At 35.3% G+C, this 22,959-nt stretch carries 22 protein-coding genes and 2 riboswitches; of the genes, 5 read left to right on the plus strand and 17 right to left on the minus strand.

All coding sequences use genetic code 11. The annotated features are described in order from the left end of the window. Positions 1-133: 133 nt before the first annotated feature. The 5 genes from ACI3ES_RS05750 to ACI3ES_RS05770 form a co-directional block, all read right to left on the minus strand. Positions 134-766 (minus strand): NAD(P)H-binding protein, encoded by a 633-nt coding sequence (locus ACI3ES_RS05750; protein ID WP_142511886.1) that lies wholly within the window; start codon positions 764-766, stop codon positions 134-136. Positions 767-1,047: 281 nt separating this feature from the next. Beyond that, positions 1,048-1,713, minus strand: a complete 666-nt coding sequence (locus tag ACI3ES_RS05755; protein WP_114667038.1) for a flavodoxin — start codon at positions 1,711-1,713, stop codon at positions 1,048-1,050. A gap of 40 nt (positions 1,714-1,753) precedes the next feature. Further along, complete coding sequence (locus tag ACI3ES_RS05760; protein ID WP_114667037.1) at positions 1,754-3,088, minus strand: MFS transporter; 1,335 nt, start codon at positions 3,086-3,088, stop codon at positions 1,754-1,756. A gap of 899 nt (positions 3,089-3,987) precedes the next feature. Then, positions 3,988-5,439, minus strand: coding sequence for a PTS sugar transporter subunit IIC (locus tag ACI3ES_RS05765; RefSeq protein WP_114667036.1), 1,452 nt, complete (start codon positions 5,437-5,439; stop codon positions 3,988-3,990). Further along, entirely contained in the window at positions 5,439-6,821 is a 1,383-nt protein-coding gene (locus ACI3ES_RS05770; protein ID WP_114667035.1) for a glycoside hydrolase family 1 protein, read from the minus strand. The genes ACI3ES_RS05765 and ACI3ES_RS05770 overlap by 1 nt, the downstream gene beginning before the upstream one ends. Before the next feature lie 277 nt (positions 6,822-7,098). On the opposite strand from ACI3ES_RS05770, the gene ACI3ES_RS05775 reads away from it, so the two are divergent. Together ACI3ES_RS05775 and ACI3ES_RS05780 are read left to right on the plus strand one after the other, a co-directional pair. Continuing rightward, positions 7,099-7,809, plus strand: a complete 711-nt coding sequence (locus tag ACI3ES_RS05775) for a GntR family transcriptional regulator (RefSeq protein ID WP_114667034.1) — start codon at positions 7,099-7,101, stop codon at positions 7,807-7,809. 745 nt (positions 7,810-8,554) lie between these two features. Beyond that, the gene (locus ACI3ES_RS05780; protein ID WP_142511706.1) at positions 8,555-9,169 is read left to right on the plus strand and encodes a Type 1 glutamine amidotransferase-like domain-containing protein; all 615 of its coding nucleotides are present in this window, start codon (positions 8,555-8,557) and stop codon (positions 9,167-9,169) included. Between the two features lie 432 nt (positions 9,170-9,601). On the opposite strand, the gene ACI3ES_RS05785 is transcribed toward ACI3ES_RS05780, so the two are convergent. Both ACI3ES_RS05785 and ACI3ES_RS05790 read right to left on the minus strand, forming a co-directional pair. Further along, positions 9,602-10,063, minus strand: coding sequence for a GNAT family N-acetyltransferase (locus ACI3ES_RS05785; RefSeq protein WP_114667031.1), 462 nt, complete (start codon positions 10,061-10,063; stop codon positions 9,602-9,604). 196 nt (positions 10,064-10,259) lie between these two features. Beyond that, positions 10,260-11,099, minus strand: a complete 840-nt coding sequence (locus ACI3ES_RS05790; RefSeq protein WP_114667030.1) for an oxidoreductase — start codon at positions 11,097-11,099, stop codon at positions 10,260-10,262. 74 nt (positions 11,100-11,173) lie between these two features. Between ACI3ES_RS05790 and ACI3ES_RS05795 the strand changes: the two genes are divergently transcribed. Next, positions 11,174-11,575 (plus strand): MerR family transcriptional regulator, encoded by a 402-nt coding sequence (locus ACI3ES_RS05795; RefSeq protein WP_114667029.1) that lies wholly within the window; start codon positions 11,174-11,176, stop codon positions 11,573-11,575. 159 nt (positions 11,576-11,734) lie between these two features. Then, on the plus strand, positions 11,735-11,842 hold the full coding sequence (locus ACI3ES_RS05800) for a putative holin-like toxin (protein ID WP_004902735.1): 108 nt from the start codon (positions 11,735-11,737) through the stop codon (positions 11,840-11,842). Between the two features lie 473 nt (positions 11,843-12,315). Here the strand turns inward: ACI3ES_RS05800 and ACI3ES_RS05805 are convergent, their stop codons facing one another. The 10 genes from ACI3ES_RS05805 to ACI3ES_RS05850 form a co-directional block, all read right to left on the minus strand. After that, complete coding sequence (locus ACI3ES_RS05805) at positions 12,316-14,577, minus strand: ATP-binding cassette domain-containing protein (protein WP_114667028.1); 2,262 nt, start codon at positions 14,575-14,577, stop codon at positions 12,316-12,318. Then, positions 14,564-14,998, minus strand: coding sequence for a MarR family winged helix-turn-helix transcriptional regulator (locus ACI3ES_RS05810; protein WP_114667027.1), 435 nt, complete (start codon positions 14,996-14,998; stop codon positions 14,564-14,566). The genes ACI3ES_RS05805 and ACI3ES_RS05810 overlap by 14 nt, the downstream gene beginning before the upstream one ends. A 150-nt stretch (positions 14,999-15,148) precedes the next feature. Further along, complete coding sequence (locus ACI3ES_RS05815) at positions 15,149-15,979, minus strand: hydroxyethylthiazole kinase (protein ID WP_114667026.1); 831 nt, start codon at positions 15,977-15,979, stop codon at positions 15,149-15,151. Positions 15,980-15,982: 3 nt separating this feature from the next. Next, the gene (gene thiW / locus ACI3ES_RS05820) at positions 15,983-16,492 is read right to left on the minus strand and encodes an energy coupling factor transporter S component ThiW (RefSeq protein ID WP_114667025.1); all 510 of its coding nucleotides are present in this window, start codon (positions 16,490-16,492) and stop codon (positions 15,983-15,985) included. A 68-nt stretch (positions 16,493-16,560) separates the two neighbouring features. After that, positions 16,561-17,202, minus strand: a complete 642-nt coding sequence (thiE, locus tag ACI3ES_RS05825) for a thiamine phosphate synthase (protein WP_114667024.1) — start codon at positions 17,200-17,202, stop codon at positions 16,561-16,563. 39 nt (positions 17,203-17,241) lie between these two features. Next, positions 17,242-17,994 carry a 3-oxoacyl-ACP reductase gene (locus tag ACI3ES_RS05830; protein WP_114667023.1) on the minus strand — a complete coding sequence of 251 codons (753 nt, stop codon included), beginning with the start codon at positions 17,992-17,994 and terminating at the stop codon, positions 17,242-17,244. Between the two features lie 114 nt (positions 17,995-18,108). Beyond that, on the minus strand, positions 18,109-18,882 hold the full coding sequence (locus ACI3ES_RS05835) for a Cof-type HAD-IIB family hydrolase (protein ID WP_114667022.1): 774 nt from the start codon (positions 18,880-18,882) through the stop codon (positions 18,109-18,111). Positions 18,883-18,988: 106 nt separating this feature from the next. Next, complete coding sequence (locus ACI3ES_RS05840) at positions 18,989-19,657, minus strand: energy-coupling factor transporter transmembrane protein EcfT (RefSeq protein ID WP_114667021.1); 669 nt, start codon at positions 19,655-19,657, stop codon at positions 18,989-18,991. Next, the gene (locus ACI3ES_RS05845) at positions 19,657-21,057 is read right to left on the minus strand and encodes an ATP-binding cassette domain-containing protein (protein ID WP_114667020.1); all 1,401 of its coding nucleotides are present in this window, start codon (positions 21,055-21,057) and stop codon (positions 19,657-19,659) included. The genes ACI3ES_RS05840 and ACI3ES_RS05845 overlap by 1 nt, the downstream gene beginning before the upstream one ends. Before the next feature lie 17 nt (positions 21,058-21,074). Then, positions 21,075-21,656, minus strand: coding sequence for an ECF transporter S component (locus ACI3ES_RS05850; protein ID WP_114667019.1), 582 nt, complete (start codon positions 21,654-21,656; stop codon positions 21,075-21,077). A gap of 121 nt (positions 21,657-21,777) precedes the next feature. Continuing rightward, a riboswitch (TPP riboswitch) is annotated at positions 21,778-21,866 on the minus strand. A 119-nt stretch (positions 21,867-21,985) separates the two neighbouring features. Then, positions 21,986-22,087, plus strand: a riboswitch (TPP riboswitch). A 75-nt stretch (positions 22,088-22,162) separates the two neighbouring features. On the opposite strand from ACI3ES_RS05850, the gene tenA reads away from it, so the two are divergent. Beyond that, the gene (gene tenA, locus ACI3ES_RS05855) at positions 22,163-22,876 is read left to right on the plus strand and encodes a thiaminase II (protein WP_317210931.1); all 714 of its coding nucleotides are present in this window, start codon (positions 22,163-22,165) and stop codon (positions 22,874-22,876) included. The last annotated feature ends 83 nt before the right edge of the window (positions 22,877-22,959 follow it).

Consider the following 22,959-nt stretch of genomic DNA (forward strand, 5'->3'; position numbering starts at 1 on the left):
ATTATAAACTGGACCGTTTCACGTTGTTGTACCTGGTGCAATGGCCAAATGTACAAACCAAGAATCATAGGTTACATCGTGTCAACGATTCACATTGGTAGGAATAACTTTGACAGTATACCGTGATGATTTCTTAATAAAAACTAGGCTTTGTCATATTTTCTGTTCCAGGTTCATATATACCAACACTTGCTTGCAAATCACGCTTTGGATTTGCCAACAAATCTAGAATATATTGTGCAATTGCTTCACGAGTAACTTGTGCTCCAACAAATGGCTCACCCTTTTGAGTTGTAGCATAAGCGACATTACCTTTTTGGTTATATAACCAGGTCATTCGCATGTACGTGTAATCCAAACCTGAATTTTCCACGTCTGAAATCATTTTCTTTCTAGAATCAGGTATAGGTCCCATCTTCGACCGATTCCATTTACCAAATGCCCCACCAACTTCATCATAAATGCTCAATGCACCTGCAATAATAATCCGTTTAACGCCTGTCTTTTTCATGGCTGCTAATATTGGTTGTACATTACGATCAGAATTAACATATACAACATCTTGCTCCTGCATTGATTCAGTTAGTAAGGATTCATCTTCAAATTCGCCAGAGATCAATCGAACATGGTTATTATTCTTATATATTGACAAACGCTTTTCGGCATTACGCGCAAATAATGTTAAATTTGCATCTGTTTCATTGAGCAAACGGATCGTTAGTTGTTGGGAAATTTGTCCTGCTGCACCCAGAATCAAAATGTTCATGTAAATTTTTCCTCTTTTCATTTGATGTATTTATGCATTCATTAAACACCTTGGAGTACACTCCAAGTCAAGTAAAAACATTAAAAATGCAAAAAAATGTGTCTAAAGATTTTAATATCTTAAAATCTTTAGACACGCCTCGTATTTTTTTAGATATTAAAGAAGTACATTTTATATTCTAGATTCGACATAACATTAACAGCACATATTGAGATTATTCATTATATATAATATGGAATCATATATTTTTCAGCATTAGATTAATGTTGCACTGATAAACATTATTTTTCAATATTTATCTGTTTTAACCACTTGTCCAATTCTTTTGAAACTTCAACACGACGATTGCCCTTAATAGCAAGTAAGACACCGTTCGTTTCTTGACCACCCTCTACGGAAAAACCGTCCAGAACTTTGGCCCCTTTGGTACCCGACTTTATTTGTGAAAACGTTGAGCCTGCCCCATATCCACCATTAGTGTTAAATGGCATAACGGTTTTACCGGAAAAATTATAATCGGCCATGAAAGATTCCACAGCTTGTGGAAGTGCCATATTCCAAGTTGGTGTTCCGATAAAGACACAATTGTAGTTATCAAAATTTGATATTTTAGTCCTTAATGCTGGTAAAGTATTGTCGTCTTGTTCTTGCGCATTTTGAGATACTTCAGAACGATAATCCTTTGGCCGTGCTTCTTTTGTTGCGATTTGAACCAAATCGCCACCAACCCGATCATGAATTAATTCAGCAACTGCCTTTGTGTTACCAGTTCGTGAATAATAAACAATTAAAGTTTTATTTTCAGCCATTTTACTTGTCTCCTTGTTTTTTTGTGATGTACGTTGTGTTTTAGTTGTTTGAGATGTGCCATTTTGATTAGTAACCCAAAATAGAATAGCACCAGCTAAAATGACAACAGCGACTATTAATAAAAGTATTTTTTTCATTCCTTAACCTCTATAAACCGTAATTTTGAGCACAGCTGGTTTAATCTTCTTGACGGGAAACAGGATAGATAATTATCACAACAACAATCAAGGCTATTGCAACTAATCCGCTGTCTATAAACATCGCGTGTTGATAAAGAATATCTGGAGATTTAATGCCTGAAGTGATTGCAATAACTAGGGATAACCCAACCGAAGCCCCAATTTGATGAGTTGTATTGACAACACCGCTTGCGGCACCGGCTACATCGGGTCCTGTATGTGCAACACCAGCAACCGTTAACGGACTTAAAGCTAATCCCTGACCAAATCCAAGTAGAATCATAGGTAGCGCGACAACCAACCAGTAACCGTAATGGATATTAATGAATGTTGGTATCAGTAATCCAATCAACGACAACGCAAGACCAATGAGCAAAACTTTTGTATTCCCAAAACGCGCAGACAGATCTGCTGATTTCATGCCTGATATAAATTGAGGAATCGACATTGGAATAAACGCTAAACCAACTGTTAATGTTGAAAAATTCAAATTATTTTGCATAGCCTGTGGCGTTAAGAACCAATAACTAAACATAGCTCCCATAAAAGCAAACCTAGCAATATAGGCTCCGGAACGTTCTCTATCAGCAAATATTTTCAATGGCAGCAACGGTTGTTCTACTCGTCTCTCTACTAAAATTAAAATGATAAACGCCACTGCTGAAAGCATTAAGGAAAGAGCATTTCCACTTTCACCTACAATACTATAAACCAACGTCGCCATACCTATTACCGATAGGATTGTGCCAAGATAGTCAATGTTACCTGAAGAAACTCTGGATTTAGGTATATATTGAATAGATAATATCGCAACAATAATAGCAATTGGCACATTAATTAAAAAGCCATAGCGCCAAGAAAATGCGTCAGCAATCCAACCACCAAGTATTAATCCTGAAATGCCACCAACGCCAGCCGTTGCACCATAATATCCGATTGCTTTGGTGCGCATTTTTCCTGTATAAGCATCCATAATTAAAGCCAGTGTTGATGGCGCTAGGATTGACGACCCTACTCCTTGAAAAGCTCTAGCAATAATAATTGTTAAATCACTATTTGATATGCCTACCGCAAGAGAACCCAGCGCAAAAACAAAAAGACCAACTATAAATATATTTTTTCTACCAAATAGATCTCCCGCACGTCCCATGGCCAACAGTAACCCGCCAAATGTTAGCGAATAAGCATTAGAAATCCACGACAGAGAACGTGCGTCCAAATTCAGTTCGTTAGCAATTTTAACTGTTCCAGTAAAAATGATCGAATTATCAAGCAAAATTAAAAAATATGTCAATAAGACAATCGGTAAAACCATGCCAAACTTTTGTTTCATAAAGTATTTCCTCCAATGTCTTATCATTAAACACCTTGGAGTACACTCTAAGTCAACACTTTTTCATTTTCTTTATACGTTGAAAATTTAAATAAGAGAAAATATTTACTTTTTTTGTGAAATTCGATTCTTTTTTTCAGCACCAGTCTATACAAACAATTGGGTCGATACTTAATAGGCAAATAAAATTTTTTGCCTAGAATAGCGAGTCAACGTGCAGTACCTGATTTGTAAATAAATTACTACTTTTCAGTTTAAGAACATTTTCAATTGCTTTTTTGTTTGTTATTTATAATTTTATCCAAACAAAAACCACTAGTAGATTGATATAACTAGCGGTCTTAATTTTTTTGTCTATATACGAAGATAGTTTTTCACGAAGTTCAGATATGTCATCAGGCGACAATTCCCGAAGGCTAGATGCGATTTTAATGTTATTTGTGTTACCGCCTTTAGCATGCCTTTTAACATGGCTTAATAGTTCAGACGTTTGTTATTGCGAATTTGATGTACATTTTTTTTACTGCATAGAATGACAATTACTATATCTTAAAATAAGAAAAGACAAGTTCACGAACAAGCATGGACACTGTTAGCGAACTTGTCTTTTTTATTTCTTAATAAATGTTTTAAGAAAGATATTCTTGTTTATTGAGGACGTTTGACTTTAAAATGTACTTTGAACAAGAATACATAAAAGCTGGAGAAACTCCTCGCATATTATCTTCCAAAATCAAATGTTAGGTTTGTATCGATCTATAGACACTTTGAATAAATCTCTAGGTATATAGAACTTGTTCTGGACAACAAACTCTCCTACGTTATCATAGAGATTTTCAATCATCAAAACGAGTTGCTCATCATTAACGAATTTCGATAGATAAAGAATACTTGACTCGTTAAATAGTTATTCCTTCATTTCGAGCTTTTTCCTGCTCTTCTTCATAAAGATACTGATCGTATTTTTTAGCAAACGGATAATAACCAATCGCCGAAATGAGTAGTGTTACCGCCTGCCAAAGCGCCATTTTCCATCCACCTATTAAGAACCCAGAAATAACTGCGGGTGTAGTCCATGGTGCAGCCACACCATTTAAAGGAGGGACAATGCCAAAATAAATCACACCATAAGTTGAAATTGCAACAATTACTGGAACTAAGAAAAACGGAATTGCTAAAAATGGATTCATGACAAGGGGCAATCCAAATAAGAACGGTTCATTAATGTTAAATAGCGCAGGAACTAACTCAATTTTTCCAATTGTTTTAAACTGAACAGATTTGGCAGCAACTAAAGTGAAAATGACCAATCCGATTGTGATACCTGATCCAGTTAAATTAATAAAGTTATTATAGAATTCATTCGTTACAATGTGCGCGCCGTTGTTTAATGACAGCTTCCCTGCCTGATAAAGTGCAGCATTGCTTGCAGTATTTGGTATTAAAAATGCTCCAGCAATTCCTCCCATAATTAAACCACCGTGGACACCAAAGAACCAGAAGAATGATACTAAGAAAGCTATTAATATTGCTCCAACTAGAGAATCTGATAAACCTTGCATTGGTGCTGCCAAAGAGTTATATATCAAATTGAGCATGTCGGTATTTAGTGTGGTCTTAATTAAAGCAAAGATTAACATTGTGCTAATTAGAATCACTCCTGATGGAATCATTGCAGTAAACTGGTTTGCAACACTAGAGGGTACTTGTTCTGGTAGTGTAATTTTCCACCCGGCTTTAATCATTTTTGTATATGCCCAACCAACGACAATACCAACTATAATTGCAGCAACCATACCTTGACCACTTAACCAACTAATATTGATGACGCCGGTGACTGGAGATTCTAGAAATGATTGCAGGGCACCTGGTAATTTGTCAATATGATTAGATATTTCATTACCACTTAAAACGACATTTCCGGCACTGTTGGCAATCCCTGATCCATTTTTACCCATAACTCCCGCCAAAGGTGCAGTCACTTGTAACATTTGCAACATCAAGAAAGCTGATAAAGAGGTTAGCGCAGCTGGAAGCGCTTCATAGCCTTCATTCCGAACGTAAACATAAGCGATTCCTACTGCTGCCCAGATAGACAAAATACCAAAAGTCGTCGTGTAGGCCTGAGTAAAGAAAGCTGACCAACCGGAATTTTTTAGTGCGGTGGCAATTGCCGGAACAGGCACATTTGACAAGATTAAAAAGATTGATCCAATAATAATGAATGGCAGAGCATAAACCATGCCGTCTTGAAGAGCCTTTACGGCTTTTGTATTAACAAACTTCATAATAACAGGTAAAAGTTTGTTAGTTATAAATGAGCTAGTTTTGCCATTAACTTGATTTTTCATTATAAATTATCTCCATTCTGGCTTAAAACACTTTGGAACCAATAAAACGATTTCTTAGGTACTCTTTTCAGATCTTTTAAATCATGATTTGTACGATTAACATAAACTGCACCATACCTTTTCTCCACATCCGCATGTGAGCTTGGAATGTCTATCAGCCCCCAACCTAGGTAACCTAATACTTTCGCCCCATCAATGAACATTGCATCTTTCATAGCTCTAATGTGACTTTCATGATACTGTATACGATTATCATCTTGTATTCGATTTTCCCCATCCCAGTGTTCCCTAATTCCAATACCATTTTCAATAGGAAAAACAGGGATTCGATAACGATTGTAGAGGTCTGTAATTACATTTCTGAACCCAAGTGGATCGATATTCCAACGCCATTCACTATGAGTTAAAAATTTATTTATCTCTATACTGTGATTCATATAACGATTGGGAACTTCATACTCAGGTATCGGCTCTGCATCCAACACCATTGTTCGGTAATAACTAAACGATAAAAAATCCGGATAAGTGGCTGACAAAGTTTCATTATCTTGAGTACGCCAATCAATATCGATTTCATTATCATCAATGTACTGTTGGACTTCAGGAGAATACAACTTTCCCAAGAATAATGAATTAATATTCTCGTATATAAATTCGCTCTGTTTGCGAACTGCGAAAGTATCTTCAGGCTTTTCAGTAGCTGGATACACAGGTGTATAAGCCAACATACCACCAATATTTAGTTCATGGTAATTATCATGCACATAATTAGTTATTTCGGCATGAGCTAACATTGTGTGGTGAAAAATAGTGTACATATGATCAATCGACTTTTCAGCTCTTGTATACCCCGAAATTTGAAAGACTTCATCAGTAAAGTACAAATTATGTTCGTTAAATGTTATCCAATATTTTACCCGATTTGCAAAGTGATCAATCACTGCCTTCCCAAATTTAACAAAAGCGGTTACAGTATCACGCGATAGGAACCCACTCTGTTTTTTGGCTAAAGCCAGTGGCATATCGAAATGATACAAACAAACCATTGGCTCAATATCTCTTTCTAGCATGGCATTAATCAATCGATCATAGAAATCAAACCCCTTTTCGTTTATTTCGCCATCGCCATCTGGCACAATACGAGACCAGGCTATTTGAATACGATACATATTCATATGCATCTTTTGCATCAAATTAAGGTCTTCTTCGTATCTATTGAATTCATCTATTGCATCGTGCCAGTTGGAGGTTGTATCTGTTTCTTCACGTATATCATACACTGACAGACCTTTGTTATCAGCCTGCCACGCTCCCTCAGTTTGCATACTAGATACTGAATTCCCCCAGTAAAATGATTTTGGCATCTTACGATCTGTTGTCATAAAAGTAATTCTCCTTGAACTTAAAATAATGAAAGCGCTTACAACATTTAACAAACCAATTGTATTACATATTATTTTTAAAGTCAATGTCTTTTATAACAAAAGACATATTTTTAATTAATTTGATTATTTGTTATAATACCAATGAAATCTCTTTTTGAAAAATATTTACACCTACAAAAATTCCTTTCAAGATAATCTTAGACTAAGAACAAATACAATTTTTTAAAGGTGTTATTTGGCTATTCTTGACACACAGCCATTACAGGATAAAAAAATGAAGAAATATGAATTAGTTGCTAATAACATTAAAAAACAAATTATTTCAAAATATTATGCTAAGGGACATATTTTGCCTGATCAGCAAACATTAGCACACGACTTTAATGTCAGTAAAATTACGATTAAGAATGCCCTTGACATCTTAGCTAACGAAGGCTTTGTGCTAAAAACATCTGGTTTTGGAACTGTCGTTATAGGACCATCCACTTTAATAACGGATAAGGATGCCCCAGCCAGCAATTTTGAAGGATTAACAACACAAGAAGGTGCTGATCGTGTCTCTAGCCGAGTAATTAAATTTGATTTGGAATTTCCAAATGACAAAGTAAAAAAAAATCTTAACCTCAACGGAGAAGAACCTGTATATCATATAATACGATTACGTTTGCTTGATAAGGCACCTTTTATACTTGAAAATACCTATATGCCAGTTAATTTGGTGCCAGGTTTAACACAATCAGTTTTAGAATCATCAATTTATGCTTTCATTCGTGACTCACTACATCTTAAGTTTGCAGGTATTGCAAGAAATATTCAGGCACGGCAAGCTGGTAGTTTGGACATCAGTTATCTAAATGTTACCGAAGACACTCCTATCCTTGAGGTGGAGCAGATTGTTTGGTTGGTAAATGGTACACCAATTGAATATTCTACTTCTAGAAATGCATCCAACAAAAGAGCATACTATCTCTTCGAGACAAATTAATCATATTCTTTACTGACACGCTAATTATCTTGATATAATTATTTAGTATCTCACTGATATTTGTGATTTATATTATTCTTGAACCTTTTCTAGTTCAACCTTCTTTTGATTCTTAAGAAATTGACGTTCTGCGTTTGTTTCAGCACGAATGTCCTGCCGCCACGAGAGAATAATTTTATTAAATGAACCACTCCGCAACGGGATCTGATCATTGATGTGCTTTGAATTTGTCTTTACGATGTTACTCAATGGGTTGGGGGCCAATTGACTATCGCTGTCTTTTTTACCCAGAGCAAATGCAGCAAACGCGGCAATTTAACCAGTTTTCTCCATTTGGAAATTTTTCCTTGATTTCTTTAATTGTCTCGAATTGAAAGATCTATTGTTCTGTACTAACTGTAACTATTTTAATTCATTAAAAAATTATTCAAAATAGAACAATTTCTAAATTGTGGGAGCAAGTTCTTTAGCAATATTGACAGTTAATTCTAGCTAAGGATTGTACTTAGCATTTTCTAACCGCATAATCATTTCTCTGCAAACATCTACTCGGTTTACTAAATCTTCTTGTGCTAATCATTTGATGCTGTATTTTTTTTAAGTTAAACAGACTCAAAATAATTGTCGACTGAAGCATTGAATATACCAAACTCATTAATTGTCAGAATTGACCATATAGCTCTTTAGGAAGCGCTATTTCAGACATGGTATAATCAAATCCATTTAATCAAGGAGAATAAAATACATGAAAAAAATATTCTTAAGTTCCTATTTTGCCGGTACAATCAAGCAATTTCAAACTTTTATTCAAGAAAATTCAATTACTGCTAAAAGGGTTCTTTGCATTCCAACCGCAGGAAACGTTGAAGATTATACTGGTTACATTGATGAAGGATTTCAGTCTTTAATTGATTTGGGCTATCAAATCGATAATCTTGATGTTGCTAACGATGATACGGACAGCGTTGTCTTTAAAATTCAACAAGCCGAAATACTGTTTATAACAGGTGGAAATACATTTTATCTTTTGCAGGAATTAAAACGTAAAAACTTATTACCTCTACTAGTTGAAAAAATTCAAAGTGGAACACCATACATTGGCGAATCGGCTGGCGCAATTATTTTAGCTCCTAGTATTGAATATAACAAAATTATGGATAGTCCAAAATCAGCTCCAGAATTGCTAGATTACAGTGGTTTGGGCATTACTAATTTTTATACTCTGCCGCATTATATTGAAGCCCCCTTTACAAAAACAGTACAAGAAACTTATAATAACTATCACAAAAGGCTTAATTTACTGCCTATTAACAATCATAAAGCCATTATTGTAATTGGTGATAATTATAGAGTAGTGTAGATATGCAAATGAAAAGTCAGTTTCTTATTTCATTAGACCTTCACTAACTCATACATAATATTTTATCAAGCATACTGCTTATCTCTGCCAGTACCATCAATAATTCTTAACAGCTCTTCATATGTATGTTGAGTACTCAGCCACCTAGATATACGTCTAGGGGCCGGGTACTTTTTTTGTATCTTATACATCATCATGCACCCCGTCTTAAATGATGATTAAAATACTAAGCACTGCCGATATATTGCGTTACCAAAAATCAAAATAAAAAGCAAAGTCCTTCTAAATAAAGCCTTTGCTAAATACTGATTACTGTATTTACTTTTCTTAAACCTCATGGGCCTAGTGCCATTATTATCAATAACCAAATATTGGAAACGTCTATACTCATGCAATTTTTGATTTGTATTTACACGGTGATATTTGAAGTATTTATAATAAATTTTTTGACAAACAAACCGAATTACTTAGCCCGTCATAAGGTGGATAATTATCAATCAGTTGATAATTCATTTTCGTGTAGAGTCGAATTGCGTCACTATTATTTTTACCTGTCTCCACAACTATTCTTTTATAACCATCTGAATAAGCCTGAGACTCTAGCTTGTTAACTAGTTTAGTTGCTATGCCTCCTCCCCTAGCAACAGGATCAACAAATAACCTTTTCATTTCTAATACTTCTGGGGCATAATGCTTGGTAGCAACACAGCCAATTGCCTCTTCAAAACTATAAGCAACAAAGGCATCTGTTAAATCACTAACTGAATTAAATGCATGATATTCATTTTTTTCCGTGCTTTGAATATCACTGTTAAAATTAGATAGTGTATTATCAAGAATACGAATCAGTCTATTAAAATCTTGATCTGTAATGTTTACCTTCTTAATTTTCATGGGTGCACTCCGATAATTAGTGCAAATTCTAGTTTAAAATAATGTTACCATTGAAAAGTTCAATTTAATTTGAAAAATGTTAACTAATTGTTAATCCTAGGAACCATGAATCCATTCACTCATACATGGCAACAATGTAATCATAACATGGTGAGGATCTGTTTAAAATAAGCCCTATTCAACTATCTTTTTGTTTTTAAATTTGGTCTGTTGAAATCGAAACCTCTCGTCTTTGCTCAAAGTCGTTTAACATATCTTTGTACTTTTCTGTTGCTCTTTCGTAGGCATCAGAGCCTAATAGTAGACGCAATGGTTCCTTGTTTAAATGATTGGTTTCAAAAACTACTTTTGCAAATAGAGCTGGATCCCCTGGTTGATGACCTGAAAGCTGTTGTAACCCTCTTATATTATTGCCGGCCGTAGCCTCGTATGCAGAATTGATTGATGTATTAACAACCGCAGATCTATCAGCAAAATCAGTTTTGAAATCGCCAGGCTCAAGCAATGTAACGTCAATACCAAGTGGTGCAACTTCTTGAGATAAGCTTTCAGTTAGTCCTTCTAATGCAAACTTTGTCGCGTGATAATAACCAAAACCGGCAAAAGCCCTTAGCCCACCTAGTGATGAGACATTCATGATATGACCACTTTTCTGTTTTCGCATGATGGGTAAAACAGCATCCAACATGTTTTTGACACCCCAAAAATTAACGTCAAACATATCTTTAGCTTTATTATCATCAGCAAATTCAACTGATGAAAAATAGGCATACCCAGCATTATTAATCAACACATCAATCTGGTGCCACGCTTTTATAACAGTTTCAATAGCAATTGCTATTTGTTGTTTGTTAGTGACATCAAGAGGTAAAATCATTAAGTCATCGTGATTAGTATATTGTTGCGTATACTTTTTGATATCTTCAGGATTTCTAGCCGTGGCGACAACCTTGCATTTTTGAGTTAACAAAAATCGCACCAAAGCTTTACCTAATCCTGTTGATGCGCCAGTAATAAACCATACGTCTTGTGTCATTGTATTTTCTCCTATAATCCATTAGTATTTTAAATATACTGCATGATAGTAACTATCAGTCAAGGAGAAAAACAATGTATACCATTAATGATGTGGCTCAGATCTTTTCAGTTTCACCATATACCTTAAGATTCTATGCTAAAAAAGATTTATTTCCCAACATTGTCAGAGATAAGCAAAACACCCGCCTCTTCTCTGATAAAGATTTAGAATATGTTGAGATGGTTCTAGCTCTCCGGCACACTGGCATGAGCTTGCCGTCTATCAAAAATTATATTGACCTTTGTGCATTAGGCGACGAAAGCATTATCGAGCGCTTGAGTATTATTCAAGACGAGCTTAATAATGCCGAAAAAAGTGTTAAGGAAAGCATTAAGCAACGTGATATTTTAAAAGACAAATTGTCTTACTATCAAAAAGCAATTGAGGTTGGTGAAACGAATGTAACATGGTCAGCAAAACATAAGTTAAAGTAAAAAAATATATTTTTCTATTTTTATTTACAGCAGTTATTCAATGTTCTAAGTATGTTATACTGGATGAAGCAAACAAGTTAAGACGGTGGCTATTCCGAACGGAGGTGGTGCTTATGGTGTAATCACTATAAACCCAGAACCTAGGAAAGGAAATGCCTGATGTCCCTTTCGGACACACTACAAACATTGCTGGCTTTTGGTATCTTTATCATTAGCTTACTAACGTTTGTAGTTCTACTAATAGAAAAAATTAGCAGAAAAAAATGACTGTCTTAACTTTGCACGGTTAACAGTCATTAAAAATTGATATTAACTAGCCACCGTCAAAAACGGGTTTGCTAGGAGTCATAGTTCATGCTATGGCTCTTTTTCATAAGTCTAATATAGCATAAATTGATAAAATAATCAAAATTTGGAATGCTATTCAACAAAACATACATGCCGCAATATGTATTAGTAATGAGATTTTTGCAACAGAGTAACAAATTATTTCGATTGTAGCACTATTCTGTCTGCCATTTTACAATCTATTTCATAAAAACAGTTTATTGCAAATTGAGATGTCTAACAGCTATATCTTAACTTGTCTGTTGTGACCAATATATCATACCTAAATATAGCAGTTGGTATAAAGCCCAACGCTTGTTCAATTTTAAAAACAGCGTAATAAAACAAGAATAAGGATTCCATAGACTTTGTGGAAACCTTATTTTTTACGCTCTTGAAATGTTGATAAAGTGTTACTCTGTATAACTATTATTGAGAAAATATTTCTGCATCGCAATAGATGTGTTGGTTTGATAATGATTCATGAGTTCAAGTGGCAATCCTTCAAAAAGAACTTTTCCACCATTATCCCCCGCACCCGGGCCCATATCAATCACCCAGTCGGCTTGCCCGATAAACCGCAAGTTGTGTTCCACCACAATTATAGTCACTTGGCGTTTCACAATAAGTTCTTTTAATAAGTTGATGATTTGTTGGATATTTGATTCATGTAAACCACTTGTTGGTTCATCAAGCACAATGGTAGTACTACTGTTGTGCAGTAAATTCTTTGCTAATTTAAGTCGTTGTAATTCGCCACCTGAAAGTGTATTTAGTGCTTGACCTATGTGTAGATAGGAAAGTCCACACTCTTGAAGTATTGCTGTTACATTAGAAAATTCAGGAAAAACGTTGGAGAATTTGGCCACAGAAAAATTTAACACTTCGTGAATATTAAATCCTTTTACCCTCAAAGATAAAGTCTTGCTTGAATAACGAGTCCCGTGGCAAGCCTCACAAACCGAAACCTCGTCACCCAAATACGCCAGATCCAATTTCACAAATCCTAGACCCTTACATACTGGGCAAGCTCCTTTACCATTATACGAAAACAATGATTGAGAAGAACCAGTGATTTGTGAAAACAATTTTCTCAATTGATCAAATTCATCTAAATAAGTTAGAATATTCGACCTACTGCTTGTATGAATTGGTTTTTGATCTAGCACTGTGACTGCATCCTGTGATTTAATAAAGGCATGTAACAATGAACTTTTACCCGAACCAGCTGGCCCAGATACTACTGTCAGCGCTTTTTGGGGTATGTCTACACTCACATCAACTAAGTTATGAATATTCAAATGACGCAACCTAACAAAATTTTCTTGCAGTAAACTTTGATTATTCACAAATCCAGGATTACTAAGGGCTTTCCCAGTTATCGTCCCACTGGTAAGTAGTTCTTGATACGTCCCCTCGAATGTTAAATAGCCACCATTTTCACCAGCCTCTTCACCTAAATTAATAACATTATCTGCCTTTTTGATAACGTCTGGATCATGATCAACAATAACGACTGTGTTACCTTTCTGAGCAAGTAATTTAAAAATCTTGTTGATACCGATTAAATCGTGTGGATGTAATCCAACACTTGGTTCGTCGAATATGTATAATACCCCTGATAAAGCGCTATTAAGATGGTTAGCCAATTTAATTCTTTGCCCTTCACCACCAGAAAGTGTACTTGTACGGCGATCTAGACTTAAATAAGAAAGTCCAACTGTTATTAAATTGTCAATTTTTAAATTCAAATCTTTTAGTACAGACTCGATATCCGGATCAACGATTTTTCCCAACCATTTTTTAAGATCAATAAGCGGTAACGCACTACATTCGGCAATTGTTTTACCATTAAGAATAGCTGTACGAGCTGCTTCATTAAGTCTCGTGCCGTGACATGTCGGACAAGTAATTGTTTGAGTAATGGCGCCAATCTCTTTACTGTATTTGCCATCTTCCTGGTGAAAAAAAGATTTTTTTATACGTGGTATGAGGCCTAGATATTTGGCTGTTTTATGCCATGATTTTGTTGGATGGTCAGGCGTCTGTTCTTCGCCATATAAAAATAATTGGAACGTATCTCTTGACCAATCTTTCAACGGTAGCTCATTGTCAAAAAATCCGGATTCGGTATAACGTGTTAAGCGCCAGCCACCAGGTTGAAAAGTTGGGAACTGAATGGCGCCTTCATTTAAGGATAAATTGGTATTCAAAAGTTTATCGTTATCGATTTCTTGAATATAACCCAATCCTTGGCAATCAAGACACATACCAGATGGATTATTAAATGAATAAGCCATTGAATATCCTATAAATGGTTGTGCTTTTCTAGAAAATAATAAACGTAGCGCTGTATAAATTTCTGTGAAGGTACCAACAGTGGACCGCGCATTGCCACTGATATTTTTTTGATTAACAACAACAGAGAAAGGCAAATTTTGAATCGTATCAACATTTGGTGTATCATATTTTGGGAGTAGTTGTTGAATATAGGCACTATAATTTTTGTTTATTTCTCTTTGGCTTTCTGATGCGAGTGTATCAAATACTAATGACGACTTTCCTGATCCAGAGACACCAGTTATCACTGTTACTTGATTGATTGGAATCTCAACATCTATATTTTTTAAATTATTTGTTTTAGCACCTTTAACAACAATTTTATTTTGTGTCATTACTTAACCTTCTTTCTCGAAGCTCTGACACAAATTTCTCAGATAACTTTGCAAATAGTTGCTGTTCTTCATTTGTTAAACTAGCTTGAGCGTCCACAAGTAATTCATTGTGTTTATTATCTGTTTCTGTTAAAAAATTTTGACCCTTGTCCGTTAAATCCGTAATCATTTCACGTCTATCGAGTTGATCGGGTTTTTGACTAATATAGCCTAAAGTATGCAATCCCGCCAAATTTTTAGAAAGTTTCGATTTGGATATCCCCAAATGCTTGCTAAGTTCTTTTGGCAAGTAAGCTTTTATCCTCAAAAGGCTCAAAATATCATATTGTAACCAACTCACTGCTTCAGGATTCACTAGATTCCTTTCAGCCACTAATTCGCATTGTAACTCTGAGAGTATTTTTTTTAATTTGTTATCCATAACAATCCTTTCAAAAAGCGTATAGTTTCTAAATAGAAACTATACGCTTTTTGAAATTATAAATCAAGTTGATTATGACATTAACGATACAGTAATGGCCAAGCTTGCCAAAAATTATCGCTTGAATCATCCTTATTCACTCAAAGGATATCATGAGGGCACCGGACGTATGTCATTAACCCAATCTTTATGGCTACTTAGTACATATAGTTCGTTCATAAAAGTTTGACGAAAGTTTTCAATACCATGTCCTTTCGCTTTAGAAAAAGCTTGTTCGCCAGCAATATTGAGATAACTAAGTGAAAATAAACTACTCGTCCATGCATCGTAGCCAGCACCCAGTAAAGTGGTCATTAAAGCACCGACTATATCACCAGTCCCAACAAAGCGATCCAACAAAGACACACCATTATTAAGTCTGACGCATTGGTTACCTTTAACAACAATATCTATAGGCCCTGTGGCAACAAACACCGTTTCTGGCTGATGCTTAGCTACCACCTTTAAGGCTTGAATTAGTTCAAAGACTGTATTGTCTTGGTTGTCCTGTTCTGATCTATCTATGCCACGAGCGGACGTAGGCAATCCAACAATCCGTCGCATCTCAGAACTATTTCCTTTAATAATAGCAGGATGCGTATTGATTATCTCATTTCCTAAATCTAATCTTTGTTGGGTAATACCATAGCCAACCATGTCAACCACCATTGGTTTTTTCGTTTGATAAGCCAGTTGACTGGCTAATTTCAAATTTTTTTCATGGGTTTCACTCATACGCCCCATATTCAAAAATAAAGCATCTGTTGTCTGGAATAACGAACGAAATTCTCGACTGTCTCCACTCATAATCGGTTTCCCACCAATGTATAGAATGCTATTTGCAACTGTCTCGATAGTGATGTCATTTGTTATACAATGAATGAGTGGTGAATTTTTTAAAGGTAAAATACTATCAAAGGTCTTTATATCTATTTTTTCCATGTTTCAACCTACAAATAAAAGACGAATTTTCCGAACAGCTTTAATTTTCAATAAATTAGTAATGACAAAGTAAGCAATAACAGCACCGATAATTGTTGCACCAATAAAACGTGGCGTATACACGAACCAGTACATATTCTGCTGTTGTCCTGTGTACCAAATCATTACAGGATAAGAAATCAATGATCCAATAATGCCAGTTCCTAAAAATTCTCCAAGCATAGACCAATAAATGCTTTGTCCATATTTGTATAGTAATCCTGCACCAGCAGCACCAAAAACAGCACCTGTTAAAGCAAGTGGTGGAATACCCAAAATTAGCATTCTGATGATACCAGTCACCAATGCCATAACAACTGCATATAGTGGTCCTAAAAAGACGCCAGCTATAATGTTCATCACACTTGACATTGGAGCCATACCCTCTATTCTAAAAATTGGTGACAATATCACGTCCAAACCAATCATGACAGCTACTATTGTTAATTTTTGAATACCTACATTTTTATTCATTTTTGTCTCCTGCATATTTGTAATGCCTATGTGGGGTTCAATATTTTGTGATAGTTTTTCTTTTGAATCTATTCTTTCGTCACAACTTTATGCAGTTCTTTAAGTAAATTAGGCACTTTTTGTGCAATATTGATAGCCTTCATAATTTCACTTACCATTGCAACGCCAACAATACCAGTTTCTGTAAGGTTCCTTATTTTCGCCTCCTTAATACCTCCAATCGCAATCACTGGTATAGAAACATTTTGGCTTATTTCCCGCAATGTTTTTATAGATGTGTGTTGTGTGACAACTTTTGTTTGGGTCGGATATATCGCACCGACGCCGATATAATCAGCTCCCTGTTTTTCTGCTTCCTGTGCGCTCTGCACGCTTTTTGCTGATACACCAATTACTTTATTTGGCCCTAACAGCTTTCTAACAACATTAATTGGTAAATCAGTATCACCAACATGAACACCATCAGCTCCAACTGCTTGACAAATATCTAAACGATCATCAATGATTAAAGGAATATCGTATTTATCCGTAATTAATTTAACCTTAACGGCCAAATTAAAATAGTCACGCGAAGAAAGCTCTTTTTCCCTTAATTGTACTAGTGTGACCCCACTCTTACATGCCAGTCCTACCCGATTCAAAAATTCCTCATCGCAAAGCCCCTGTCGATCAGTAACCAAATATAATTTCAATGTCTTTTTCAAATTCATATTTCAATTCCCTTTTTCAAATCGTATTTTGAATAGCATCTAGTTCATAGTTAGTCCGCCATCTACCGTTATATTTTGTCCAGTGATGCCGTTTCCTGCATCCGATCCTAAAAACAAAACACACTTAGCAACATCTTCAGGAGTTGTAACCTTTCTCAAAGGCGTGTTTGCCTTAATCATATTAAACACTTCGGGCGTTGTAACTGCACTCGCATCTGTTGTTTTTAATAATCCACCAGAAACGACATTAACATTAATGCCATATTCCCCTAGTTCAACGGCTAAATTTCGAGAGAAACCAATAATTGCAGCTTTGGCTGTTGTGTACTCATGATAAGCAACCACTGGATCTTGAAAAAGGTTAGTCCCAATGTTGACAATATGTCCGGACCGTTGTTTCTTCATCACCGGCAGTATACTTTGAATAACATTGAATGCACCTTTAAGTGTGCCATCAATTTGTTGTTGATAATCGTTCCATGTCAAATCATCAAATTTTTTCTGTGCAAGTGGGTCAAATTTAAAATTGACTAAGGCATTATTAACGACGACATCAATTGATCCAAATTTATCTATAATTGTATTTGTCATAACATCTACAGCCGCTCTTTCTCTGACATCAGCTTTGATTGCGATGGCTTTATCACTGCCAATTTCATGAATAATTTGCCTTGCCAACTGGGCGTGCTGAAAATAATTAATTACCACATTATACCCACTTCTAGCAAACTGCAACGCAATTTCGGCACCAAGACCCCTACTACTTCCTGTCACTAATACTGTTTTTGCCATTTGATTGACCTCCTATTTACAAAGTGTTTCGTTAGTCGCTAATCACAAGTCCAAAGTATGAAATTATGTGGACTACTACTACTTTGTTAAAATTGTGTTTTGCGAAACTTCATTTTAGACTAAATGATAATACTTTAACCCTTCAACAACCCCAAAGTCTGTTTGCGCAACATAGCTAGCTTTTTGCTTTAATTCTCGTGTTGCCTGTTTCATAGCGATACCATAGTCAACTTTGGAAAACATACTTAAATCATTGTTTTGATCACCAAATGCATAAGTTGAAATATTCTTGCCATTCATCGCACTGAGAAGAATTGTGATGCCTTGAGACTTGGACACATCCGACGGTAATACATCAATAGCCATTGGTGCATAGCGAAAAAAATTGGCTTGTTTGGCAAATATATTCTGATAAATTGTCTCTTCTTTCTTTGGTAAATAAATATTTAAGAAATTAATTTTGTGTTTTCGATAATAGTTTGGATCAATTATATTTTTGGATAAGTTCATTGAACTTAAATGTTCACTTGTTGCTGTACTTATACCGGTGAATGCGTAGCCATTCTGATGAAAAAAACCAACATCGTGATTATTCTTACGAGCGAGAGATAGAACTTTTTGAATAATAACATTTGATATAAATGATTCTTTTACAACTGTGCCTTGACAAACAACATAGCATCCGTTTGATAGTATATACGAATCTATTGCCAGCATTTCGAGTAATGGTTTAGTTTCATAAAAACTACGGCCACTAGCTATGACTGGCAGAATCCCACGTTCTGGAAACGTTTTTAATAGCTCAATCATTTCCACGCTAACTTTTAGATCGTTATTGGGACAAAGCGTGCCGTCTAAGTCAAAGAAAACAATTTTGTTATAGTTCATAATTCAGCTCCTTTTATATTCTCTAAGAAAAACGCGGACTTTTCTAAACCGTTCAATCTTTGATCACAGATGTAGCTCTCAAAATTAGCTAATGATTAAAAAATAATTACCAGAGTCGTAAAATAAAAACGCAGTATTGAATGAATAACATAACGATCAGAATAATCATCCAGCCACCAAATTTTGCTGGAAACCGTTCATAGTAACTTCGTTTTTCTCCTTCCTCAAAACCATGTGAAGTCATAGCCATGGCCAAATTATTGGACCATACCAATGACTGGGTAATCGCTTTAAAATATAGTTTTGGAGACCAAAAATGCAACACTTCTCCTCGCATCATGCCGACTGCACGAATCATCTTCACAGCGTGTATAATTTTAGGAATAAAACTAAGAGCGCCTAATATACCGTAGACAAAGGTAGCAGACATTTTGACATTTTGCTCCAAAGAACGTAATAATTTGTATAAAACCATGGTCGATATAAAAGCGGCGCCCAAAAAAATATACACTCCGACACGAGTCGTCATGACCAAAGCAAAATGTATCCGTTGTTCTTTGTTTCCGGTACCAAAAAAGTAGAACGAAGTAAATGATCCAATGGCCGGCAGTATACTTACAATCACAAATCGAGCAAAGTTCTTTGCAAAATTCCCAGTTATCAATAAAATTAATAGACTCATTACAATCAAAATTAAATTGAGATATACTGATTTTGTGAAAGCTATTTCAAAAGAGATGAGTAAGACCAATAATAGTTTTTGAGTTTCATTCATTAATATATTTTCTCCTCATAGCGCAGGCCACTTTTATCGAAATGAACGTGATAGTCAATATATTTTGCAATGCCGTGTGTTTGGTGCGAAATCATAATAACGGTTTGATGCAAATCATCAGCGACATCCTTAATAGTTGCCATAACATGTTGAATAGATATCGTATCCAAACCCGCCAAAGGTTCATCTAATAATAATGTTTCTGGAGAAATAACTATCATAATTAATAATTGTAATTTTTTTTGCTGCCCCCCTGACAATTCATACACGCTATGTTCTGCTAGTCCGTCAAGATTGAGCCGGTCGATAACTTTGGATATTTTGTCTTCAGTCCAGTACCCTTTGAAACGACTCCTTGATCTAGCCTGCTCAAGCTCTTCTTTTACTGTAATGTTTAAAAATTGATTCATTGCATTTTGAAAAACTAGCCCCACCAAACGTGCATATTTTTTGAAAGGTAAATTATTAATTGATTGCTCTTCGTAACATAATGTTCCTTGAAAATCATGCAATCGCGCAAAAGTTAATAACAAACTTGACTTACCAATACCATTTGGTCCAGTAATTAATGTTATTTTATTTTTTGCCCACTTAAAATCACTATTTTGTAAAATAGGCATGATACCATTTTGCAATGTCACATCAACCATATTAAACGATAGTTCATCTACTGTATTGTGAACCTGTAACTGCTGCGGACTATATTCATTAAACATATCCTTAATTTCATTCTTACCTACTTGATAAAGTGTTTTATTTGCTATGCGAAAAGCATTCGTCATCAGCAACTGATAACCACTTGTATCATGATCAGAAACTAGAATACCATGCCCACGATCAGCTAACTTTTTCAACAATAACTGCAATTCTTTTCGATGCACGGGATCAACCGCTGCAAAAGGTTCATCTAACAAAATGATTTCGGCACCCATAGCTAACGTTTCAGCTAAAGCCACTTTTTGCAATTCCCCACCTGATAGATGAGCTAAATCACTATGTCTCAGTGATTCAATACCGACTTCAATTAATGCTTCATTGATTCGTGTATCTATTTCTTGTTTTGATAGAGACAAATTTTCAAGTGAAAAAATTAATTCATCTTCCACACGATCCATTGCGAACTGTTGATCGGGATGTTGAAATAACATAGCTACTTTTCTCGATCGAAAATTGGCTTTAATTGTTGCGATATTATGTTTATTTAATAAAACTGTTTGTGACAATTCACCACCATACTTGGGATACAAACCCGCCAGAGCAGTCATCAATGTAGACTTCCCACAACCTGATTCACCAACTAATAAAATAAATTGTCCCGGTTGGATGGATAGCGTAATATCTTTTAAAATTAATTGGTCATCAATCTTAATATCTAAATGGCTAGTTTTTAAAATCGTCATTGTTGGTCATCCTAACGTCACTTTTTTAATAACTTAGACTTTTCTAATAGATTAACAATCCAATAAACTAGTAGGCCAGCAAAAAAAGCAATTGAAATCCACCGTACAATGAACAATCCGATTAACATACTAATTCCAAACTGAAGATAGCCATCATGGAACAATGACCATATAAAAGTCACAATAGTTCCTGTAAGGGTCGACAAAATTAAACCTGTTTTCCAATTTTTATAGCCTGTTAATGTGAAACCTAACTCTGATCCGATTCCTTGAATAAAACCAGAAATTAAAGTCGCTACACCCCAGTAACCTCCCAAAAGTGCTTCTCCTGTCGCACCTAGTAATTCACCAATTAATCCAGCCCCCATCCTTCTCAATAGATAGCTGGAAAGTGGCGCTGCCATCATCCAAGGACCAATTGTAATCGCAATTGTGTATTGATGTAATCCGAGTGGGACCAAAACAGCATCTAAAGCTGTGTATATTGGATCCATAATGAAATAAATGACACCAAAAGCAATACCTATTAATGCCATTAATATCACTTCTCGCAACGACCACCTAACCTTTGATTCAGATGAGATTTCTAACTGTTCCATAAACATATTCTCCTTTTGATTGAGGTCGTAAGTTTTGATAATATACCGTTTTAGTAATAAGTGATCATAGAAAAAACCACCAACCACAAAAGAGACTAGTGATTGATGGCATCAAAAAATGTCTTAATCTAACTTATCTTCCTTCGCAGGTATTAACCTGACAGGTTCAATGGGTATAATCTCAACCTTACGGTACCCCAGATAAAATATTAAACTACGTGAAAAAGTATAACTCATTGTTTTCAAAAATGCAATGCACTGACTCCTATTTTTTTAATGTTTGTAATTATTTTGTAGTAGTGTTATTCTTAATTCATAAAATATTATATGTTGTCCACTAGGGGTGCCTTCTTGGCTGAGATGATGTTTACATCAGTCCCTTCGAACCTGATCTAGTCAACACTAGCGTAGGAAAGTGGCATTCTTTTATTTAATAAAGATGCTCTTTTTGCGCTCTTAACAAAGCGCTTTTTTTGTTGACTAAAAACCAATTATTAGGAGATATTATGTTGTTTTCAGAAGAATTACGTGCTCATGCACAACCAATTATGACTGCTATTCATGAACACCCATTTGTCCGTGGTATTGCGACAGGATACGTACCACGAGAAGCTTTAATTTTTTATGTTGAACAAGATTTTCAATATTTGAGTGAATTTATTAAAATTTATGCCACTGCAATTACAAAACTAACTGACCGTACTGAAATAAAATTTTTTGCGAATGCAATTGATTTTATTTTGAATAGCGAAATTCATCCACACCACGTCTTTTGCGATGTGGCCGGCGTTCAATATGAAATGTTACAACATGCAACACCAGCACCAAAAGCATATCTATATGAATTACATATGTATCGTGCAGCTGATACAGGTTTACTGCTGAATATTCTCGCTGCTTTTCAAGCTTGTCCTTGGACGTACCATGAAATTGCCAACAAGCAAGTTCAAGAAAAGGCTAATAATCAAGCTAATCCTTTTAAAGGATGGATTGATTTCTATGCTAAAACGGATGATGATTCTCAGACCACAGTCTCTGATCAAATTTTCGATTGGATTGATCGTCTGGCATCAGATGCAACATCATTACAACGTGAAGAAGCTATGCAATTTTTCTTAAAAAGTTGTGAACTCGAATGGCAGTTTTGGGAGCAAGCTTTTTACCAACAAGATTGGAAATTTAAGAAAACCATTAGCTCTGCAACATTGAAACATATTTAGTATAAAAAATTGAACTTAGTGATTCAGGCTAATGAAGTAAAATATGACTATTTTGTAACAAGTGTCAAACATTTTCACCAATT

Source organism: Leuconostoc falkenbergense (assembly GCF_045801155.1).
Lineage (GTDB): Bacteria > Bacillota > Bacilli > Lactobacillales > Lactobacillaceae > Leuconostoc > Leuconostoc falkenbergense.

Bases quoted from the DNA above. Each gene is read 5' to 3' on its own strand.
- ACI3ES_RS05750 (WP_142511886.1), bottom strand. From the start codon at position 766: ATGAACATTTTGATTCTGGGTGCAGCAGGACAAATTTCCCAACAACTA.
- ACI3ES_RS05755 (WP_114667038.1), bottom strand. From the start codon at position 1,713: ATGAAAAAAATACTTTTATTAATAGTCGCTGTTGTCATTTTAGCTGGT.
- ACI3ES_RS05760 (WP_114667037.1), bottom strand. From the start codon at position 3,088: ATGAAACAAAAGTTTGGCATGGTTTTACCGATTGTCTTATTGACATAT.
- ACI3ES_RS05765 (WP_114667036.1), bottom strand. From the start codon at position 5,439: ATGAAAAATCAAGTTAATGGCAAAACTAGCTCATTTATAACTAACAAA.
- ACI3ES_RS05770 (WP_114667035.1), bottom strand. From the start codon at position 6,821: ATGACAACAGATCGTAAGATGCCAAAATCATTTTACTGGGGGAATTCA.
- ACI3ES_RS05775 (WP_114667034.1), top strand. From the start codon at position 7,099: ATGAAGAAATATGAATTAGTTGCTAATAACATTAAAAAACAAATTATT.
- ACI3ES_RS05780 (WP_142511706.1), top strand. From the start codon at position 8,555: ATGAAAAAAATATTCTTAAGTTCCTATTTTGCCGGTACAATCAAGCAA.
- ACI3ES_RS05785 (WP_114667031.1), bottom strand. From the start codon at position 10,063: ATGAAAATTAAGAAGGTAAACATTACAGATCAAGATTTTAATAGACTG.
- ACI3ES_RS05790 (WP_114667030.1), bottom strand. From the start codon at position 11,099: ATGACACAAGACGTATGGTTTATTACTGGCGCATCAACAGGATTAGGT.
- ACI3ES_RS05795 (WP_114667029.1), top strand. From the start codon at position 11,174: ATGTATACCATTAATGATGTGGCTCAGATCTTTTCAGTTTCACCATAT.
- ACI3ES_RS05800 (WP_004902735.1), top strand. From the start codon at position 11,735: ATGTCCCTTTCGGACACACTACAAACATTGCTGGCTTTTGGTATCTTT.
- ACI3ES_RS05805 (WP_114667028.1), bottom strand. From the start codon at position 14,577: ATGACACAAAATAAAATTGTTGTTAAAGGTGCTAAAACAAATAATTTA.
- ACI3ES_RS05810 (WP_114667027.1), bottom strand. From the start codon at position 14,998: ATGGATAACAAATTAAAAAAAATACTCTCAGAGTTACAATGCGAATTA.
- ACI3ES_RS05815 (WP_114667026.1), bottom strand. From the start codon at position 15,979: ATGGAAAAAATAGATATAAAGACCTTTGATAGTATTTTACCTTTAAAA.
- thiW (WP_114667025.1), bottom strand. From the start codon at position 16,492: ATGAATAAAAATGTAGGTATTCAAAAATTAACAATAGTAGCTGTCATG.
- thiE (WP_114667024.1), bottom strand. From the start codon at position 17,202: ATGAATTTGAAAAAGACATTGAAATTATATTTGGTTACTGATCGACAG.
- ACI3ES_RS05830 (WP_114667023.1), bottom strand. From the start codon at position 17,994: ATGGCAAAAACAGTATTAGTGACAGGAAGTAGTAGGGGTCTTGGTGCC.
- ACI3ES_RS05835 (WP_114667022.1), bottom strand. From the start codon at position 18,882: ATGAACTATAACAAAATTGTTTTCTTTGACTTAGACGGCACGCTTTGT.
- ACI3ES_RS05840 (WP_114667021.1), bottom strand. From the start codon at position 19,657: ATGAATGAAACTCAAAAACTATTATTGGTCTTACTCATCTCTTTTGAA.
- ACI3ES_RS05845 (WP_114667020.1), bottom strand. From the start codon at position 21,057: ATGACGATTTTAAAAACTAGCCATTTAGATATTAAGATTGATGACCAA.
- ACI3ES_RS05850 (WP_114667019.1), bottom strand. From the start codon at position 21,656: ATGGAACAGTTAGAAATCTCATCTGAATCAAAGGTTAGGTGGTCGTTG.
- tenA (WP_317210931.1), top strand. From the start codon at position 22,163: ATGTTGTTTTCAGAAGAATTACGTGCTCATGCACAACCAATTATGACT.